Source organism: Streptomyces sp. CO7, from assembly GCF_053474865.1.
In genome coordinates this window covers 1364873-1383420 of the sequence record NZ_JBRIOU010000002.1, presented here as the reverse complement: position 1 = coordinate 1383420, position 18548 = coordinate 1364873, and the positions used below count along the sequence as shown (strand labels likewise).

Sequence of the window (18548 nt, the reverse complement as noted above, 5' to 3'; positions counted from 1 at the left end):
GGGCGGCGTCGGCCGCCGACACGCCGCTGCGGACCGCGCCCTCCATGGTGGCGGGCCAGCCGGTCGCGGTCCACGCTCCGGCCAGGGCCAGGCCGGGCAGCCGGGTGCGCGCGCCGGGCCGCAGCCGCCCGACGCCGGGGGCGGGGGCGAAGGTGGCGGTGCGCTCCCGGGTGACGAAGAAGTCCCGCACATGGGCCGCGCGGGTGAGGGGCAGCAGTTTCTCCAGCTCCGGCAGGTACCGGGCGCGCAGGTCGGCGACGGGCGCGTCGATGTCCTCGTCGGCCGCCGACTGCGAGAGCGCCAGGTACTGGCCCTCGGTGAGCCCGGAGGCCTCGGTGCGGTCGAACACCCACTGGATCGGGGTGCCCAGGGCGGCGACGAACGGCGCGTCGAGGACCTTGCGGTCGTAGACGACGTGCACGTTGAGGATGGGCGAGTGCCCGATCTCCAGGAGCCGTCCGGAGTCCTCGAGGGCGCCGCCCGGCAGCAGGCCGTGGGTCTCGCGGGGCGGTACGGCCAGGACGACGGCGTCGGCCTCGAGCGTCCGCGTGCCGCCCGCGCCCTCGGCGAGGGCGACCTGCCAGCGGCCGTCCTCCCGGCGCTCCAGGGCGGTCGCCCGGGCGCGGGTGAGGACCTGGACGCCCGCCTCCTCCAGTGCGCGGCGGGCCAGGGTGTCGTGGAGCTCGCCGAGCGGGACGCGGGCCCATCCGATGTCGGAGGCGCCCGCCCCGGAGAGCAGTCCGGTGCGCAGCACCATGGCGGCCAGGGCCAGCGAGACGTCGTCGGCGCGGGCGTTGAGGGTGGCGACACCGATGAGGTCCCACAGTGCCTCTACGGCGCGCGGTGACTGTCCGTGCTCGGCCAGCCAGCCGCCGAAGTCACGTGCGTCGAGGTCCGGGTCGGCGGGGTCGAGCCGGTACAGCGCGGCGGCCGCGCGGCCCACCCGGGCGCGGTCGGCGAGCGAGAGGTGGGGGTAGGCGGTGAGGCTGCGGCCCAGGTGCAGCGGCACCGGCAGCGCGTCGCGCCGCAGGCGTCCCAGCCGGCGGCCCGGAGGCCGGGCGACGTCGAGGACGGGCACGTCGAGACGTTCCTGCAGCGGCGCGAGCGCGGCGCCGCCGACGCGGTCGAGGAACCAGCGGTAGGCGGTGCAGCAGCGCAGGTACACGTGCTGTCCGTTGTCCACGGTCAGCTCGCCCCTGCGGAAGGAGAAGGCGAGGCCGCCCAGCCGGGGGCGGCCCTCCAGCACGGTGACGCGGACCCCGGAGTCGGCGAGGGACAGCGCGGCGGTGACGCCGGCCAGGCCTCCGCCCACGACGACGGCGTCGCCCGCTGCGGCGGCGCGCGCCGTGGCGGCGCGGGTCATCGCGTGCCCTCCCCCGCGCGCCGGGCGGTCCACTGCGGGCGGCCGGGGCCGCCCGGCGCACGGACGTCCGCGGAGGCCGCCCGGGCTTCGGTGCGCCTGTGTTCCGGGGACCCCATCAGCAAGTCCTCCTGGCGTCGCGCCGGGTGACGGTGCGTGCGTCGAGGCCGGACAGGCCGCGTACGGCGACGTACGCCTTCTCCCGGCCGGGCAGGGAGACCCGGCCGCGCAGCACGGCGAGCGGGTCGCGCTCAATGCGGTCCAGCAGCCGTCGGTAGATGCCGGCCATGGCGGCGACGCAGGCGCCGCTGCGCCGGTCCAGCATGGGCAGCAGCCGGTACCCCTCGGCGAACAGGGCGCGCGCCCGGCGCACCTCGAAGTGGACGAGGCCGGCGAAGTCGGAGCCGGCCGGCGGGGTCGGGCCGTCGAATCCGGCGGAGCAGCCGAACGTGGCCAGGTCCTCGGCGGGCAGGTAGACGCGCCCGCCCTCGGCGTCCTCACGGACGTCGCGCAGGATGTTGGTGAGCTGGAGCGCGAGACCGAGGGTGTCGGCGTACTCGGGCGCGCGTTCGACGTCGCGCGCCCCCGGGTCGGCGCCGAACACCCCGAGGGAGAGGCGGCCGATCGCCCCCGCCACACAGCGGCAGTACAGGGCGAGGTCGTCCCAGGTCTCGTAGGTCGCGCCGTGGACGTCCATCACGACGCCGTCGATCAGCTCGTCCAAGCCGTCCAGCGGTATCGGGAAGACCCGCGCGGCGTGCGCCAGGGCGACCGCCACCGGGTCGGTCTCGTACTCGTCGATCTCGCCGTCGCGGACCCGGCCGAGCAGCACCCGGGTCTCCTTCAGCCGGAGCGCCTTGACCTCGTCCGGCAGGTCGCCGTCGCCGATGTCGTCCACGCGCCGGGAGAAGGCGTACAGGGCCGACATGGCACGGCGTTTGGCCTCGGGCAGCAGCCGGATGCCGTAGGCGAAGTTGCGCGCCTGTTGTCCGGTGACGGTCTCGCAGTAGCTGTAGGCGGCGAGCACCGGCGCGGACACGTCTCGCTCCAGGTCCACGGTCCCGATCACCTCTCTCCTCGCAGGATCACGCCCGCCTCGCGCAGCAGGCGCACCTTGCCGGGCTTGGGCGGACCGGGCAGCACGTCGAACCCGGCGGCGGCGACGGCGGCCAGCGCCGCCCGGCCGCCGGCGGTGAAGCCGGCCAGCAGCAGCCGCAGGCGTCCGGAGACGCTCGCCACGAGCGGGACGCCCTCGTCGAGCAGCGTCCGCGCGCGCTCCGCCTCGAAGGCGATCAGCGCGCGTACGGAGGCGCCGGCGGTGGGGGCGGCCAGTGCGGCCTCGTCGACGTGAAAACGTTTCATGTCCTGCAGCGGCAGGTAGATCCGGCCCCGCTCCAGGTCCTCGCGGACGTCCTGGAGGTGCTCGACGACCTGGAGGGCGGTGCACACCGCGTCGGAGCGGCGGATCCGTTCGGGGGTGGCGGTGCCGGTGACGGCGAGCACCAGGCGGCCCACCGGGTTGGCCGACAGTTCGCAGTAGGCGAGCAGGTCGTCCCAGGTCTCGTACCGGGTGACCTCCTGGTCCTGCCGGTTGGCGGCGACCAGGCCGAGGAACGGCTCGGGGGTGAGGCCGGTCCGGCGCACCGTGGGGGCGAGGTGCGCGATCAGCGGGTGGCGGGGCCGCCCGCCGCCGAACAGGCGGCGCAGGTCGGCCTCCAGGGCGTCGAGCATCAGGAGCCGGTCGTCCGCGTCGGCGGGGGCCACGCCGAGCAGCCGGGCGTCCTCGCCGCCGGGAGCCAGGTCGCCGTCGCCGATGTCGTCGACCAGACGGGCGAAGCCGTAGACGGCCATCAGGTCCTCGCGCCAGGCGCGGGGCAGGAAGAACGGCGCCACCGGGAAGTTCTCGTCGGACGCCTTGACGAGGGTGCCGTCCCCGGCACGCGGCGCTGCCGCTCGCCTCACCACGCGCGGCCCTGGACGGGGACGGCTGACCCTACGGGTCGGGACACTTCCGTAGCCATTGCCGTCATGTCTCCCGTTCTACACTGTGGATCCAAATCGCACTATTTCGGACACGCCGTGCGCAGGGCGAGGCGTGCGAAGTGCGAGATATACGCCGTTTCGTCGTCGCTTGCCGTGATTGCGGCGTCGCCCCAGCCTACGTGGCGCGTCGGCGCGCGCACGCAGGGGGGTCACCCACGGTCACCGCGGGGCCCCGAGTTCGCCCTCGGGCCCGCGCCGCAGGCCGGAGCGCCGCGCCCGCGCGGTGCGGGCGCGGCGCGGGGCGACGCGGTGTCACTTGGCGGTGAACTTCTCGTACTCCTTGAGGACCTCTTCGGTGGGTCCGTCCATCCGCAGCTCGCCGCGCTCCAGCCACAGGACGCGGTCGCAGGTGTCGCGGATCGACTTGTTGTTGTGGCTGACCAGGAAGACGGTGCCGGCCTGCTGGCGCAGTTCGCGGATGCGCGCCTCGGAGCGCTTCTGGAACTTCCGGTCACCGGTGGCCAGCGCCTCGTCGATCATCAGCACGTCGTGGTCCTTGGCCGCGGCGATGGAGAACCGCAGCCGCGCCGCCATGCCGGAGGAGTAGGTCCGCATGGGCAGGCTGATGAAGTCGCCCTTCTCGTTGATGCCGGAGAAGTCGACGATCTCCTGGTAGCGCTCGCGGATCTGCTCGCGCGACATCCCCATGGCGAGGCCGCCGAGTATCACGTTGCGCTCACCGGTCAGGTCGTTCATCAGGGCGGCGTTGACGCCCAGCAGGGAGGGCTGGCCGTTGGTGTACACCCGGCCGCGCTCGGCCGGCAGCAGGCCGGCGATGGCCCGCAGCAGGGTCGACTTGCCCGAGCCGTTGGAGCCGATGAGGCCGATGGCCTCGCCCTTGTAGGCGGTGAAGGAGACGCCGCGCACCGCGTGCACCTCGCGCACGCCCCGCTCCTCGCCCCGGCGCATGATGCGCGAGAGCGCGGCGGTGGCGCTGCCCTTGCCCTTGCGGGCGCCGTTGACCTTGTAGACGATGTGCAGTTCGTCCGCGATCACGGTCGGGACGTGGGCGTCCTCGCGCTGCTCAGCCACGGCCGTACCTCTCCTCCGCCTTCCAGAAGTACACGAAGCCGCCGGCCAGGACCAGCACGGCCCAGCCCAGTGCCACCGCCCACACGTGCGGCGGGAGGTTCTCCGAGCCGTAGCCGTCGATCAGCGCGAAGCGGATCAGGTCCATGTAGACGGCGGCCGGGTTCCACTGGAGGACGTCCGCGATCCACTGCGGCTTGTCCGCGAGCATGGCCGGGATGGAGAACATCACGCCGGAGGCGTACATCCAGGTCCGGGTGACGAAGGGCATGAGCTGGGCCAGGTCGGGGGTGTGCGCCCCGGCCCGCGCCATGATCAGGGCCAGGCCGGTGTTGAAGCCGAACTGGAGGACCAGGGCCGGCACGATCAGCAGCCAGGACAGCGAGGGCCGGCTGCCGAAGGCGACGACGACCGCGAACAGCACGAGCATCGACACCAGCAGCTGCTGCAGCTGCTGCAGGGCGAAGGAGACGGGCAGCGAGGCGCGCGGGAAGTGCAGGGCGCGCACCAGCCCCAGGTTGCCGGAGATCGCCCGAACGCCGGACATCACCGACGTCTGGGTGAAGGTGAACACGAACACGCCGGTCACCAGGAACGGGATGTACACGTCCTTGGGCAGGCCGCGGCCCGCGTTCAGGATCAGCCCGAAGATCAGGTAGTAGACCAGCGCGTTCAGCAGCGGCGTCACCACCTGCCAGAGCTGGCCGAGCTTGGCCTGGCTGTACTGCGCGGACAGCTTCGCCCGGGAGAAGGCCACGATGAAGTGCCGGCGGTTCCACAGCTGACGCACGTACGCCGGGATTGAGGGCCGGGCGCCGCTCACGGTCAGGCCGTACTTGGCGGCGAGCTCCGCCGCCGTCAGGCCGTCGTCGGGCGACGGGCGCGGGCCGACCGCGACCGGGCCGTCATGCGTTGACTCACTCACTGCTCGAACTCTCGCTGTCTCGATGGATACGGCGTCTCGACGGGCACGGCGCCCCGGCGGAGGACCGGGCACGGCCGAGGGTACGGGCCGCCCGGTTCCCCCCGCTGCGACGAGCGTCTCAGATGACCGGGGGCCGGCCCAGTCGGGTCAGCCGCCAGACGGTGCGCCACCGCATCGGACGGCGAGGACCGCACGGAGTGGTCCAGCCCTCCTTGAAGCCGCCCAACCAGGCCTTGAGCGCGGCGCCGTCGCGGGTGCGCAGCAGGGTGAGCGCCGTCCACACCCCGAGGTAGACCGGGACGAGGAGGGCGGGCAGGTTGCGGCGGGCGAGCCAGACCCGGTTGCGCGCCACCATGCGGTGGTAGACCGCGTGCCGGGAGGGGGCCGTGGTGGGGTGGTACAGGACCATGTCGGCCCGGTAGTCGATCATCCAGCCGGCGTCCAGGGCGCGCCAGGCGAGGTCGGTCTCCTCGTGGGCGTAGAAGAAGTCGCCGGGCAGCGCGCCCACCTGGGCCATGACCTCGGTGCGCACCGCGTTGGCGCCGCCGAGGAAGGTGGTGACCCGCGACGAGCGCATCGGGTCGGAGGCGCGCAGCCGCGGGACGTGCCGGCGCTGCGTCACCCCGGTGTCCGGGTCGGCGATCCGGAAGCTGATGATGCCCAGCCGCGGGTCGGCCTCGAACGCCTGGCGGCACAGCTCGGCGGTGTCGGTGCGGGCGAGCAGGCCGTCGTCGTCCAGGAAGAGCATGATGTCGACGTCGTAGCCCTCGGCGCCGTCGGTGCGGAAGGCCTCGATGCCGACGTTGCGTCCGCCGGGGATGCCCAGGTTCTCGGGCAGTTCGACGGTCCGCACGCCCTCGGGGACGTCGGGCACGGGAGCTCCGTTGCCCACCACGACGACCTCGACCCGGTCGCCGTCCTGGCGGGCCACCGAGTCGAGCAGCGCGCGCAGCTCGGCCGGGCGGTTGCCCATGGTGATGATCACCGCGCCCACCTTGGCGGGCCGGCGGCCTGCGGCGGGAGCGGCATCGGGGTGGGTCCCGGTCACGGCGTCCTTCGGGGCTTCGTGCACGGAATGCACGGGGTTCATGGAATTCACGGAGGCGCTCACCGCAGTCTGCTCGAGGCGAGGATGGACACGAGGTGCAGCAGGGTCTGCAGGATCGCGATGCCTGCCAGCACGGCGATGCCGAGGCGGGTCCAGAAGAGACCGCCGCCGGCGATCAGGTCGGCGATCGCGACGACGAGGACGAACAGGCTCGCCTCCACGCCGCCGACCAGCCGGTGGAACTTGAGCGCGGCCGCCGCCCGGCGGGCCAGCGCGAGGCCAAAGGAGCGGGGCGCGGCGGCCTCGTCCTTCACGGCGGTCAGGCCGCTGCGGCTGCGCGCCACGTCGACCAGGTCCGTCTCGGCCTTGATCAGGATGGCGCCCAGGGCGGCCAGCGTGCCCAGGAAGGCCCACAGCCACTCGGGGCCCTCCGCCCCGTCCCACAGGTCGGCGCCCCGCAGGCCGAAGCCGACCAGCAGGGCGGCCTCGGAGAGGTAGTGGCCGACGCGGTCCAGGTAGACGCCGGTGACCGAGGTCTGCCGGCGCCAACGGGCGATCTCCCCGTCGACGCAGTCCAGCAGGAGGTACAGCTGGATCAGCAGGGCGCCGAGGAGCGCCCCGGCGAGGCCCGGCACGAGGAGTGCCGCGCCCGCCAGGACGCCCGCCACCACCATCAGGTAGGTGAGCTGGTTGGGCGTCACCCGGGTGTTGACCAGGTAACGGTCGACCCGCAGCGAGATCTCCCGCATGTAGAGACGACCCGCCCAGTGCTCACCGCTGCGCCGGTCCTTCACCCCGTCGGGGTGGACGACGGGCCGCAGTTCAGCTACCGATGGCCTTGACATAGTCGGCGTACGCGTCCTTGATCTGGTCGGTCCGGAGGTCGAGGTGCTCGAGGATCGTGTAGCGGCCGGGACGGGTCTCCGGCGCGAACTCCACGACCTTGACGAACTCCTCCATGGAGAAGCCGATCTCCTCCGGCAGCACCGGCAGATCGTGCCGTCGCAGGCACTCGGCCATCTCGCCCGCGGTCGCCACGTCACCCCGCAGGTAGGTGGCGAACGCGCCGCCCAGCCCGCACTGCTCGCCGTGGGCGGCGGCCCGCTTCGGGAAGAGCAGGTCGAACCCGTGGCTGATCTCGTGGCACGCGCCGGAGGCGGGACGCGAGTCGCCCGCCACCGACATCGAGATGCCGCAGAGCACCAGCGACTCCGACAGGGTGGCGAGGAACTGGTCGTCCGCGATGGTGCCGGGATGGCGCAGCACGGCCTCGGCGGCCTGCCGCGCCATCGCGGCGGCCAGGCCGTCCACCTTCTCGCCGTTCACCCGCTGGGACAGCTCCCAGTCCGCCACGGCAGAGATCTTGCAGATCACGTCGCCGATGCCGGCCCGCACGAACTGCGGCGGCGCCTGGCGGATTATGTCCAGGTCGATGACGATGCCGATGGGGTTCGGGACGCCGTACGAGCCGCGGCCCGCGTCGTTGTCCAGCGTGGCCACCGGCGAGCACAGTCCGTCGTTGGCCAGGTTGGTGGCGACCGCGACCAGCGGCAGCCCGACCCGGGCGGCCGCGTACTTGGCGCAGTCGACCACCTTGCCGCCGCCGAGCGCGACGACCGCGTCGTAGCGGCCCTTGCGCTTGATGGAGTCGGCCAGCCGGACGGCGCCGTCGATGGTGCCGTCCGCGTCGTCGAACCAGTCCGCCTGCGGCATCGCGGGAGCGAACCGTTCCCTCAGCGCCTGGCCGGAGCCGGCGCTGATGGCGAAGGCCAGCTTGCCCGAGGACGAGATCCGCTGGTCGGACAGGATCGCCGACAGGTCGTCCAAGGCCCCGGACCGGATGTCGACGACGACCGGCGACGGAATGAGCCTCGTCAGTAGCGGCACGCGATCTCCCGCCCACGGGCCAGGTCCTCGTGGTTGTCGATCTCGACCCACGCGACCTCGCCGATCGGCGCGACGTCGATCTTGAAGCCGCGGTTGACCAGCTCCTGGTAGCCGTGCTCGTAGAACTGCTGCGGGTCCGTCTCCCAGACCGTCTTCAGCGCGTCGCCGAGCTCCGCGGCCGCGTCGCCCTCGATCAGGGTGACGCCGATGTACTCGCCGGTGGCCTCCGCCGGGTCCATCAGCTTGGTGATCTTGCGGACGCCCTTCTCGGGGTCGACGACGACCTTCATCTCCTCGTCGGCGAGGTTCTTCACCGTGTCGAGGGCGAGGATGATCTTCTTGCCCTCGCCGCGGGCGGCGAGCAGCGTCTTCTCGACGGAGACCGGGTGGACGGTGTCACCGTTGGCGAGGATGACGCCGTCCTTGAGGGCGTCACGGCCGCACCACAGGGAGTAGGCGTTGTTCCACTCCTCGGCCTTGTCGTTGTCGATCAGGGTGATCTTGACACCGTACTTGGCCTCGAGCGCCTCGCGGCGCTCGTAGACGGCCTCCTTGCGGTACCCGACGATGATCGCCACCTCGGTGAGGCCGATCTCGGCGAAGTTGCCGAGGGTCAGGTCGAGGACGGTGAGGCTGTCCTCGTTGCCCTCGGGCCCCACGGGCACCAGAGCCTTGGGAAGGGTGTCCGTGTAGGGGCGCAGGCGGCGTCCGGCGCCTGCCGCCAGCACGAGGCCGATCATGCGGGTTCTCCTTCGTCGTGTACAGCGGGTGCGCCGGCCCGGTGGGCGGACACCCAATAGCGGATGCTCTCCAGGAGCACCAGGGCGGCCACGGCCACGGCGAGCGCCGTGAGCGCGACCGGGAACTGCGCCGCGGTGAGCAGTGCGGCGAGCACGGTGACCACGAGGGTGCGGCCCTCGTGGCCCAGCGCCGCCCGCACCAGCCAGTGCGGGGGCGCGCCGGCGTTGCCGCGGATGCGGTACACCGTGTCGTAGTGATGGTAGGCGACCGCCGCCACCAGCCCGAAAGCCGCCGGAAGCGCTCCGTTCACCTCGGATTGGGCCGCGAGCAGCAGAACGACGCCATACTCGGCGGCGCGGAAGAAGGGGGGAACGAGCCAGTCCAGCGCGCCCATCAGGGGCCGGGCGACGGCCGCGCCGGCCAGCAGGGCGTAGCCGGCGGCGCCGGCGACGGTGATCCACGAGGCGCCGCACACTGCGGCGAGGATCACCACGAGCAGCGCGCCCGCGGCGGCGAGGAACGGGGCGGAGCCGGAGGGGACGAGGCGACGGGTGACCCGGGCCACGGACTGCGCGAGGGGGCCGCTGTCGGTCAGGTCGGCCAGCGCGGCGGCGGCCCGGTCGGTGCGGCGCGCCTTGCGGGTCACCGAGCGCAGCAGGCGGCCGGCGGTGGTGTAGCAGGCGGCGACGGCGCAGCCGATCAGCAGCACCACGAAGGTGACGCGGGGCGTGGTCAGCGCGGTGAGCACGGCGATCATCAGCCAGCGTTCGCCGATCGGCAGGACGATCATGCGGCGGAGCCAGACCGTCCAGCCGAGGCCGTCCAGCTTGTCGGAGAGCGCCGCGGTGGGGCTGGTGTTGGCCTGGGCGTCGTGGTTGGCCTCGTTGAAGGAGAAGTCGACCACGTGCCGGCAGGTCTGCAGGATCATCGCGCCCAGGGCCAGCGCCCAGACGTCGTCCCCGCCGCGGGCGGCGCCCAGGGCGAGGCCCGCGTAGTAGGCGTACTCCTTGGCCCGGTCGAAGGTGGCGTCGAGCCAGGCGCCCAGCGTCGAGTACTGGAGCGAGTAGCGGGCGAGCTGCCCGTCCGCGCAGTCCAGGACGAACGAGGCGATGAGCAGGACGCCGGCCGCGACGAAGCCGCCGCGGGTGCCGGTGGCGGCGCAGGACGCCGCGATCAGCGCGGTGAGCAGCGAGGCGGTGGTGACCTGGTTGGGGGTCAGTCCCCGGCGGGCGCACCAGCGGGCGACGTACTTGGAGTAGGGGCTGATCAGGAAGGTCGTGACGAAGCCGTCGCGGGCCTTGACCGCGGAGCGCAGCCGGACCGACTCCTCGTCGACGGCGGCGAGGGCCTCACGGGTGGCGTGCCGGCTCTGCGGGTCCGCGGGGGTGGCCGCCACCAGGCTGCCCAGCTCGGGGCGGTGCACCTGCGCGCCGTCCGCCTCGAGGGCGGCGGCGAGCCGGTCGGCCAGCGTGCGGTCGGCGACGGTGGTGGCGTCACCGGGTGCGGGGGCGTCCCCCGCGTCCACGGCGGCGGAGCTGGCCCGGGCGACGGCCCGGGTGAGCGCCTGGCGCGCCTCCGGCTTCACCGAGACGGCGCCCTCGATCGCGGAAACCGGGAACCGTGGGTCGGTGAGACCCAGGCGCAGGGCGTGCAGGTGGCCCATGAACCGGGCGTCGACGAGGGCGACGCGGCGGTCGCCGGGGACGGCGGCGAGCTGCGCCTCCGTCTCACCCACGTCGGCGGCGGTCCGCACCTCGAATCCGAGGGATCCGAGATCGTCCGCCAAGGAAGATCCGGGAACCGGCGGACCGGTGACGATGGCGGTCGGCAACCGTACTCACTCCCTGGGTGCGGCGCTGCGGCGCGCCGGCGGCATACGTGGTGGCCCGCCCGGCGAGGCGGCCGGGGCGTGTCGGCAGAGGTTATCGGATCGCCGGACCTCCGCGATCACCGCCCGCCCGGCGGCAGGCCGGACGCGGGACGTTTGCGCAGGTCAAAGGATATGACAACGGTGTTCAGCGTCGCTTTGCCCCTGGCGACCGGAGGTAGTTGACTGGGGGCGGCAACGGTCGGCGGAAGGCTGCGTTCCCCTGTCACCCGGGGGCGGCGGCGATCACGGAGGGCGGTTTCCATGGGGGCCGGACACCAGCACGGGCACCACCACGGCGGGGGCGCGGGACCCGCCGCCACCGTGACCGCGGCGCACCGCGGCCGGTTGCGGGCGGCCCTGGCGATCACGCTCCTGGTGACCGCGGCCGAGGTGACCGGCGGCGTGCTCGCGGGCTCCCTCGCGCTGGTCGCGGACGCCGCCCACATGGCCACCGACGCGCTGGGGCTGGGCATGGCGCTCCTGGCGATCCGTTTCGCGGGCCGCCCGGCGAGCGGCCACCACACCTTCGGGCTGGCCCGCGCGGAGATCCTGGCGGCGCTGGCCAACTGTCTCCTGCTCTTCGGGGTGGGCGGTTACGTGGTGGTCGAGGCCGTCGGCCGGCTGCTGGAGCCGGCCGAGGTGGAGGGCGGCCTGACGCTGGTCTTCGGCGCGGTGGGCCTGGTGGCGAACCTGGTCTCGCTCCTGCTGCTGATGGGCGGCCGCAAGGAGAGCCTGAACGTGCGCGGCGCCTTCCTCGAGGTGGCCGCCGACGCGCTGGGGTCCGTGGCGGTGCTGGTCTCGGCCGCGCTGGTGCTGCTCACCGGGTGGCGGGCCGCCGACCCCGTCGCCTCCCTGGTGATCGCGCTGATGATCGTGCCGCGTGCCTGGCGGCTGCTGCGCGAGACGGTGGACGTGCTGCTGGAGGCCGCCCCGCGCGACGTCGACCTCGGCCGGCTGCGCGCGCACCTGCTGGCGCTGCCGGGTGTGGAGGACGTGCACGACCTGCACGTGTGGACGATCACCTCGGGGCTGCCGGTGCTGTCGGCGCACGTGGTGGTCGGGGCGGAGGCGCTGGAGGGCCGGGGACACGAGCGGATGCTGCGCGACCTGCAGTCCTGTCTGGGCTCGCACTTCGACGTGGAGCACTGCACCTTCCAGCTCGAACCGGCGGGCCACGCGGCGCACGAGGCGGGTTTGTGCCATTGACCGCGCTCCGGCGCGCGGGGTCCGGTCGGCGGTGCCGCGCCCGCGCCACGGGCTCACGTACGGCAGACTAGGGGTCATGCCGAGCACACCTGTGAAGACGACGACGGACGAGACCATCCTGCTGGAGCTGGTCGACGAGCAGGGCGTGACCATCGGCACGGAGGAGAAACTCACGGCGCACCAGGCGCCCGGTCTGCTGCACCGCGCGTTCTCCGTCTTCCTCTTCGACAACCGCGGGCGGCTGCTGCTGCAGCAGCGCGCGCTGGGCAAATACCACTCCCCCGGCGTGTGGTCCAACACCTGCTGCGGCCACCCCTACCCGGGCGAGGCGCCGTTCGCCGCTGCCGCGCGCCGCACCTTCGAGGAGCTGGGCGTCTCCCCGGCGCTGCTCGCCGAGGCGGGCACGGTCCGCTACAACCACCCGGACCCGGCCTCGGGCCTGGTGGAGCAGGAGTTCAACCACCTCTTCGTCGGCCTGGTCCGCGGCCGCCCGGACCCGGACCCTCAGGAGGTCGGCGACATCGCGTTCGTCACCCCCGAGGAGCTGGAGAAGCGGCACGACGCCGACCCCTTCTCGGCGTGGTTCATGACCGTGCTCGACGCGGCGCGCCCGGCGGTCCGCGAGCTCACCGGTCCTTCGGTCGGCTGGTAGCCGCCGTCGCCCCGCGGGCCGGCCGTCTCGAAGCGCCGGCCCGCTCCACGTGGCTCCGCCCGCTCCGGCACCGGACGGGCGGTCCCCGGGTGGCTGCCGCGCGGTCCTAGTGGCGGACGGGCGGGCAAAGCGGCAGGGCCGCCCAGATGATCTTTCCGCCCGCGGCGGTGTGCTCCACCTCGCAGGCCCCGCCGAACTCTCGGGTGGTCTCGCGCACCAGCAACAGGCCGCGGCCGCCGGTCCGACCGGTGTCGGCGATCAGCGCGGTGGGCCGGTAGGGGTGGTTGTCCTCGACGGAGACCCTGATCCACTCCGCGCCGACCGCGACCTCCACCGCCAGGACGGGCGACAGCAGAGCGGCGTGACGGACGGCGTTGGTGACCAGCTCCGAGACGATCAGGAGCAGGCCGTCGACCACCTCCTCGGCGGCCGGTACCCCCTGGCGGCGCAGCAGGTCCCGCACGGCGCGGCGGGCCTGCGGCACCGAGGCGTCCACGGCCGGGGCGGTGAACCTCCACACGCCTTCGTAGGGGGCGTGCGCCGCGGGGGGCGCTGCCGCCTCCACGGGGCCCTGTGGGCCCGGACCGTCTCCGCGCCCTGGGTCCTCCATCGTCCGGCCCCCACCCTCGTGCTCGACTGTCACCACACGTCGAGTGTGGGAACCGGCAGGTCACCGCCCGGACGCTGTCCAGAAAACGATCACTATCGACCGATGTCGACCGATGGGCGTATGCCAAAGGCGGTTGCACGATCGCTCCTGCGCGCCTTGGGAAGCTTCGCGAACTCTTCCGCTTATTGGGGCGGAACGTCCCCTCCTGCCCCGCGGCGCCCGTCCTGCGGACCGGTCCGCTCGCCCTCGGACACGTTCCGCTCCGCGTCCGAGCGGCCCGCGTAGTAGGCGTCGCCCCCGAGGCTGCGTCCGCGGTCGGCGCGTTCGGCCTCGGTCACCATCCCCACCACGTTGCGGCCGCCGAAGCCGGTGGCGATCAGCCCCAGTCCGTCGAAGAGCAGCGCCAGCGAGAAGAAGGTGCCCAGGACGTAGCGGCTGTCGCTCGGCCAGGAGTTCAGCACCAGGATGCCCAGCAGGAGGCCGAACGCGCCCTGCACCAGGGTCCAGCCGAACTGCGGCCCGCGCACCACGAGACTGCCGACGATGCGGAACACCCCGCCGGTGAGGAACAGCAGCGCCGCGAACAGGGTCAGTGAGACGGCCGCCGCGTCGGGCCGCACGAGGATCACCACGCCGGCCGCGATGTTCAGGGCGGCGACCACCACGCCCAGCCAGAAGAAACCGGTGCCCCGGGCCTGCACCGCGTGCCCGAGGCCCACCACGCCGCCGATCAGCAGCAGCCAGCCGAACAGCAGCATGCTGGTGAGGGTCGCCAGGCCCGTGTAGACGAGGCCGACGACCCCGGCGATCACCAGCGCCACGCCGAGGACGGCCAGCCAGCCGAAGCTCCGGTTGATCCGCGTCCGCTCGTCCTTCGCCCTGATCCTGCTCATCACGGCCTCCTCGCCGGGTGTCCCTCGTGCCCGGCCGAGTACCCAGCCCGCCGGTACCATCCGCGGCATGCCCCATCTGTCGCACAGCGTCGCCGACGGCGTCGCCACCGTCCTGATCAGCCACCCCGAGCGGCGCAACGCCATGACCGACGCGATGTGGCGGGCGCTGCCGCCGCTGCTGGAGACGCTGGCGCTCGACGACGCCGTACGGGTCCTGGTGCTCACGGGCGAGGGGGCCACCTTCTGCGCGGGCGCGGACATCTCAGGACTGCGTGACACCGCGGAGGTGGCGCAGCGGCTCTCGCTGGAGGCGGAGGAGGCGCTGGCCGCGTTCCCGAAGCCGACGCTCGCGGCGGTGCGCGGCCACTGCGTGGGCGGCGGCACCCAGCTGGCGGCCGCCTGCGACCTGCGGTTCGCCGAGGAGGGCGCGCTCTTCGGGGTGACCCCGGCCAAGCTGGGGATCGTCTACCCGTCCTCCTCCACCCGGCGGCTGGTGTCGCTGGTGGGACCCTCGGGCGCGAAGTACCTGCTGTTCTCCGGGGAGCTGGTCGACGGGGAGCGGGCCCTGCGGACCGGTCTGGTGGACGAGCTGCTGCCGGCCGGGCGGCTCGCGGCCCGGGTCGAGGAGTTCACCCGCATCCTGGTCTCCCGTTCGCGGCTCACCCAGGCGGCGGCGAAGGAGTTCGCCGACGGGCGCACCGACCGGGACGCCCACTGGGCCGCGGCGGCGCGCGCGAGCAGGGATCTCGAGGAGGGCGTCGCCGCCTTCCTGGAGCGCCGCGGCGCCTCCTTCACCTGGCCCCGCTGACCGGCCGCCCGGCACGTTCCGGAAACGATCAGGCATGTCCGTGGCGAGGCCGGTTACCTGTAGGTTCCCCGGCGCAGGGACTTCCGGCCGGGCAGAGCGAGGGAAGGTGACCAACGTGTTCCGAGCTGTCGCGGACGTTCTCCGTCAGATCGGCAGTGCCATCGCCACCGTGGTGACGCTGCCCTTCCGAGCCGTCGCCCGTCTCTTCGGCGGTGCCTCCTCCACGGCGCACGGTCGTCGCGCCTGAGCGCGCGCACCCCGTCGTGAGCGTGCCATGAGCGCCCCTGTGCGCGCCTCGTGAGCGCGAGAAACGCGCGAAGGCCCGGCCCCTGCGGCCGGGCCTTCGCGCGTCCGCGCGCGCCCTGACCTCCGTCGCCCGCACGCCCTGACCGCCGTCGTCCGCGCGACCTGCCAGAATTGCCGCGCAACCTCGAGGCTTCAGAAGGCGGTACGGGATCGTGACGACACCCCTGGCAGCGTCCATCGAAGGCAGGATCGCCGAGGAACTCGGCGTACGGGAGCGGCAGGTCCAGGCCGCGGTGGATCTCCTGGACGGCGGGTCGACGGTGCCGTTCGTCGCCCGCTACCGCAAGGAGGCGACCGACGGGCTGGACGACGCCCAGCTGCGCACCCTGGAGGAGCGGCTGCGCTACCTGCGGGAGCTCGAGGAGCGCCGCACCGCCGTCCTGGAGTCGGTGCGCGAGCAGGGCAAGCTCACCGAGGAGCTGGAGACCCGCATCCGGGAGGCCGAGACCAAGGCCCGCCTGGAGGACATCTACCTGCCCTTCAAGCCGAAGCGGCGGACCAAGGCGCAGATCGCCCGCGAGGCCGGGCTGGAACCGCTGGCCGAGGGGCTGCTCACCGACCCGTCGGTGGAGCCGCTCGCCGCCGCGGCCGCGTTCGTCGACGCGGACAAGGGCGTCGCCGATCCGCAGGCCGCGCTGGACGGGGCCCGGGCGATTCTCACCGAGCGGTTCTCCGAGGACGCCGACCTGATCGGCGAGCTGCGCGAGCGGATGTGGACGCGGGGCCGTCTGGTCTCGAAGGTGCGGGAGGGCAAGGAGGAGGCCGGCGCGAAGTTCTCCGACTACTTCGACTTCGCCGAGCCGTTCGCCGAGCTGCCCTCGCACCGGGTGCTGGCGCTGCTGCGCGGCGAGAAGGAGGAGGTCCTCGACCTCGTCCTGGAGCCCGAGGAGCCGGTGGAGGGCCCCTCGTCCTTCGAGGGGATCGTCGCCCACCGCTTCGGCGTCGCCGACCGTGGCCGCCCGGGCGACAAGTGGCTGAAGGACACCGTGCGCTGGGCCTGGCGGACCAGGATCCTGGTGCACCTGGGCATCGACCTGCGGCTGCGGCTGCGCACCGGCGCCGAGGACGAGGCGGTGCGGGTGTTCGCCGCCAACCTGCGCGACCTGCTGCTGGCCGCGCCGGCCGGCACCCGCGCCACGCTCGGCCTGGACCCGGGGTTCCGCACCGGAGTCAAGGTGGCCGTGGTGGACTCCACGGGCAAGGTCGTCGCCACCGACGTGGTCCACCCGCACGTGCCGGCCAACCGGTGGGACGAGGCGATCGCCAAGCTGGCCCGGCTGGCGAAGCAGCACGCCGTCGAGCTGATCGCCATCGGCAACGGCACGGCCTCCCGGGAGACCGACAAGCTCGCCGGCGACCTGATCGCCCGGCACCCGGAGCTGAACCTGACCAAGGTGATGGTCTCGGAGGCGGGCGCCTCGGTGTACTCGGCCTCCGCCTTCGCCTCGCAGGAGCTGCCGGAGATGGACGTGTCGCTGCGCGGCGCGGTCTCCATCGCGCGGCGGCTGCAGGACCCGCTGGCCGAGCTGGTGAAGATCGACCCCCGGTCGATCGGCGTCGGCCAGTACCAGCACGACCTGTCCGAGGTGAAGCTGTCCCGTTCGCTGGACGCGGTGGTCGAGGACTGTGTGAACGGCGTCGGCGTGGACGTCAACACGGCCTCCACCCCGCTGCTGGCCCGGGTCTCGGGCATCTCCTCCTCGCTGGCCGAGAACATCGTCCGCCACCGTGACGAGAACGGGCCGTTCCGTTCGCGGTCGGAGCTGAAGAAGGTGGCGCGGCTCGGGCCCAAGGCGTACGAGCAGTGCGCGGGCTTCCTGCGGATCCGCGGCGACGACCCGCTGGACGCCTCCAGCGTCCACCCGGAGGCGTACCCGGTGGTGCGCCGGATGGTGAAAACGACGGGGCAGGAGGTGGCCTCGCTGGTCGGCAACACCTCGGTGCTGCGGTCGCTGCGCCCCGAGCAGTTCGTGGACGACACCTTCGGTCTGCCGACGGTGACCGACATCCTGAAGGAGCTGGAGAAGCCCGGGCGCGACCCGCGGCCCGCCTTCCGCACCGCCAGCTTCAAGGACGGCGTGGAGAAGATCTCCGACCTGGAGCCGGGGATGATCCTGGAGGGCGTGGTCACCAACGTGGCCGCCTTCGGCGCCTTCGTCGACGTCGGCGTGCACCAGGACGGCCTGGTGCACGTCTCGGCGATGTCGCGCACCTTCGTCAAGGACCCGCGGGACGTGGTGAAGCCGGGTGACATCGTCCGGGTGAAGGTGCTGGACGTCGACATCCCGCGCAAGCGGATCTCGCTGACGCTGCGGCTGGAGGACGAGAAGACCGCGGAGCGTCCGGCCCGCGGCGAGCGGCAGCAGCAGCGCGGCGGGCAGCGTCCGCCGCAGCAGCGCCGGGCGAAGGAGGGCCGGGCGAAGGAGGGCCGGGGCGGCGGCGGGGACGGCCGCCGCGCCCAGCCGCCCGCCGACAGCGCGATGGCGGACGCCCTGCGCCGCGCGGGCCTGCTCTGACCCTCGCCGCAGAGTGAGCCCGCCGGGAGCGGGGGCGGTTCCCGCGCCGCCGGGTGACGCCGTGGCCGGGGCGGCTCTCGCTCCGGGCGGCGGGTGACGGTACGGCTGTGCGGCTCAGGCGCCGGGCGGCGCGGGACGCCGAGGGCCGGTGCGGCCTCGGCGCCACGGGTTGGGCCGCCCGGGCCGGGGCGCTGCCGGTGTGGCCCAGGCTCTGTGCCGGTTCCGGCGCGGGGCCGGGGCGGCTCCCGCGTCGGCCGACGGGTGTCCATGGCGGCGCATTCGGGGCAGCGCGTCCTCGGGCCCGGTGTCAGTGCGGGACGGGCGCGACGCGGACCTCGCCCGAGGTGCGGGCGACCAGGAAGGCGTCGCCCCGCACCGCGCCGGGGTCCAGCGGGAGCCGGTGGCTGCCCCGGGACAGCACGTCGTCGAAGGCGATGTGCTCGTGGGTGCGGCGGAGCCGGTCCATGCGGTAGACGGTGAGGCCCACACGGCAGTCGGAGCTGACCTCGACCACCGCCTCGCGGTCCGTCGCCCGCAGCGCGGCGAGCCGGCGCCGGTCCTCCGGGCGCCGGTCCAGCGCCTCCTCGGTCTGGGCCACCAGCAGCGGGATCACCGGGGCGAGTCCGTCGACGTAGGCCACCTCCGCCCCCGCCC

At 73.5% G+C, this 18548-nt stretch carries 17 protein-coding genes and 1 pseudogene; 5 read left to right on the top strand and 13 right to left on the bottom strand.

The features are described from left to right. From hpnE to ACOV8S_RS08240, 10 genes are all read right to left on the bottom strand, one after another. On the bottom strand, positions 1-1363 hold a 1363-nt coding region (hpnE, locus tag ACOV8S_RS08285; RefSeq protein WP_448317024.1), incomplete at its 3' end, for a hydroxysqualene dehydroxylase HpnE. A 115-nt stretch (positions 1364-1478) separates the two neighbouring features. Further along, positions 1479-2429 (bottom strand): presqualene diphosphate synthase HpnD, encoded by a 951-nt coding sequence (gene hpnD, locus ACOV8S_RS08280; RefSeq protein ID WP_448317022.1) that lies wholly within the window; start codon positions 2427-2429, stop codon positions 1479-1481. Next, on the bottom strand, positions 2426-3325 hold the full coding sequence (gene hpnC, locus ACOV8S_RS08275) for a squalene synthase HpnC (protein ID WP_448317020.1): 900 nt from the start codon (positions 3323-3325) through the stop codon (positions 2426-2428). The genes hpnD and hpnC overlap by 4 nt, the downstream gene beginning before the upstream one ends. Positions 3326-3655: 330 nt before the next feature. Further along, positions 3656-4435, bottom strand: coding sequence for an ABC transporter ATP-binding protein (locus ACOV8S_RS08270; RefSeq protein ID WP_448317018.1), 780 nt, complete (start codon positions 4433-4435; stop codon positions 3656-3658). After that, positions 4428-5357 (bottom strand): ABC transporter permease, encoded by a 930-nt coding sequence (locus tag ACOV8S_RS08265; protein WP_448317016.1) that lies wholly within the window; start codon positions 5355-5357, stop codon positions 4428-4430. The genes ACOV8S_RS08270 and ACOV8S_RS08265 overlap by 8 nt, the downstream gene beginning before the upstream one ends. 118 nt (positions 5358-5475) lie before the next feature. Further along, positions 5476-6330 carry a glycosyltransferase family 2 protein gene (locus ACOV8S_RS08260; RefSeq protein WP_448317397.1) on the bottom strand — a complete coding sequence of 285 codons (855 nt, stop codon included), beginning with the start codon at positions 6328-6330 and terminating at the stop codon, positions 5476-5478. A gap of 134 nt (positions 6331-6464) precedes the next feature. Then, positions 6465-7250: a CDP-alcohol phosphatidyltransferase family protein gene (locus tag ACOV8S_RS08255; RefSeq protein WP_448317014.1), complete on the bottom strand. Its 786-nt coding sequence runs from the start codon at positions 7248-7250 to the stop codon at positions 6465-6467. Continuing rightward, positions 7228-8292 carry an iron-containing alcohol dehydrogenase family protein gene (locus ACOV8S_RS08250; RefSeq protein ID WP_448317013.1) on the bottom strand — a complete coding sequence of 355 codons (1065 nt, stop codon included), beginning with the start codon at positions 8290-8292 and terminating at the stop codon, positions 7228-7230. The genes ACOV8S_RS08255 and ACOV8S_RS08250 overlap by 23 nt, the downstream gene beginning before the upstream one ends. Then, positions 8280-9032, bottom strand: a complete 753-nt coding sequence (locus ACOV8S_RS08245) for a phosphocholine cytidylyltransferase family protein (RefSeq protein ID WP_382559515.1) — start codon at positions 9030-9032, stop codon at positions 8280-8282. The genes ACOV8S_RS08250 and ACOV8S_RS08245 overlap by 13 nt, the downstream gene beginning before the upstream one ends. Continuing rightward, positions 9029-10864: a DUF5941 domain-containing protein gene (locus ACOV8S_RS08240; RefSeq protein ID WP_448317012.1), complete on the bottom strand. Its 1836-nt coding sequence runs from the start codon at positions 10862-10864 to the stop codon at positions 9029-9031. The genes ACOV8S_RS08245 and ACOV8S_RS08240 overlap by 4 nt, the downstream gene beginning before the upstream one ends. Before the next feature lie 300 nt (positions 10865-11164). Between ACOV8S_RS08240 and ACOV8S_RS08235 the strand changes: the two genes are divergently transcribed. Beyond that, on the top strand, positions 11165-12109 hold the full coding sequence (locus tag ACOV8S_RS08235) for a cation diffusion facilitator family transporter (RefSeq protein WP_448317011.1): 945 nt from the start codon (positions 11165-11167) through the stop codon (positions 12107-12109). A gap of 76 nt (positions 12110-12185) precedes the next feature. Then, positions 12186-12761 carry an isopentenyl-diphosphate Delta-isomerase gene (gene idi, locus ACOV8S_RS08230; RefSeq protein WP_448317009.1) on the top strand — a complete coding sequence of 192 codons (576 nt, stop codon included), beginning with the start codon at positions 12186-12188 and terminating at the stop codon, positions 12759-12761. A 106-nt stretch (positions 12762-12867) separates the two neighbouring features. On the opposite strand, the gene ACOV8S_RS08225 is transcribed toward idi, so the two are convergent. Next, positions 12868-13371 (bottom strand): ATP-binding protein, encoded by a 504-nt coding sequence (locus ACOV8S_RS08225; protein ID WP_448317396.1) that lies wholly within the window; start codon positions 13369-13371, stop codon positions 12868-12870. A 182-nt stretch (positions 13372-13553) separates the two neighbouring features. Next, entirely contained in the window at positions 13554-14264 is a 711-nt protein-coding gene (locus ACOV8S_RS08220) for an HdeD family acid-resistance protein (RefSeq protein WP_448317008.1), read from the bottom strand. A gap of 67 nt (positions 14265-14331) precedes the next feature. On the opposite strand from ACOV8S_RS08220, the gene ACOV8S_RS08215 reads away from it, so the two are divergent. From ACOV8S_RS08215 to ACOV8S_RS08205, 3 genes are all read left to right on the top strand, one after another. Then, positions 14332-15072 carry an enoyl-CoA hydratase/isomerase family protein gene (locus ACOV8S_RS08215; RefSeq protein ID WP_448317007.1) on the top strand — a complete coding sequence of 247 codons (741 nt, stop codon included), beginning with the start codon at positions 14332-14334 and terminating at the stop codon, positions 15070-15072. A gap of 115 nt (positions 15073-15187) precedes the next feature. After that, entirely contained in the window at positions 15188-15319 is a 132-nt protein-coding gene (locus ACOV8S_RS08210; protein ID WP_351115060.1) for an LPFR motif small protein, read from the top strand. A 211-nt stretch (positions 15320-15530) separates the two neighbouring features. Continuing rightward, positions 15531-17894, top strand: a complete 2364-nt coding sequence (locus tag ACOV8S_RS08205) for a Tex family protein (RefSeq protein ID WP_448317006.1) — start codon at positions 15531-15533, stop codon at positions 17892-17894. 307 nt (positions 17895-18201) lie between these two features. On the opposite strand, the pseudogene ACOV8S_RS08200 reads toward ACOV8S_RS08205, so the two are convergent. Continuing rightward, positions 18202-18548: pseudogene (locus tag ACOV8S_RS08200) on the bottom strand (oxidoreductase); the annotation flags it as partial.

Coding starts and splice junctions, on each gene's coding strand:
- ACOV8S_RS08260 (WP_448317397.1), bottom strand. CDS start 6,330: ATGGGCAACCGCCCGGCCGAGCTGCGCGCGCTGCTCGACTCGGTGGCC.
- ACOV8S_RS08255 (WP_448317014.1), bottom strand. CDS start 7,250: ATGTCAAGGCCATCGGTAGCTGAACTGCGGCCCGTCGTCCACCCCGAC.
- ACOV8S_RS08245 (WP_382559515.1), bottom strand. CDS start 9,032: ATGATCGGCCTCGTGCTGGCGGCAGGCGCCGGACGCCGCCTGCGCCCC.
- ACOV8S_RS08235 (WP_448317011.1), top strand. CDS start 11,165: ATGGGGGCCGGACACCAGCACGGGCACCACCACGGCGGGGGCGCGGGA.
- idi (WP_448317009.1), top strand. CDS start 12,186: ATGCCGAGCACACCTGTGAAGACGACGACGGACGAGACCATCCTGCTG.
- ACOV8S_RS08225 (WP_448317396.1), bottom strand. CDS start 13,371: ATGGAGGACCCAGGGCGCGGAGACGGTCCGGGCCCACAGGGCCCCGTG.
- ACOV8S_RS08220 (WP_448317008.1), bottom strand. CDS start 14,264: ATGAGCAGGATCAGGGCGAAGGACGAGCGGACGCGGATCAACCGGAGC.
- ACOV8S_RS08215 (WP_448317007.1), top strand. CDS start 14,332: ATGCCCCATCTGTCGCACAGCGTCGCCGACGGCGTCGCCACCGTCCTG.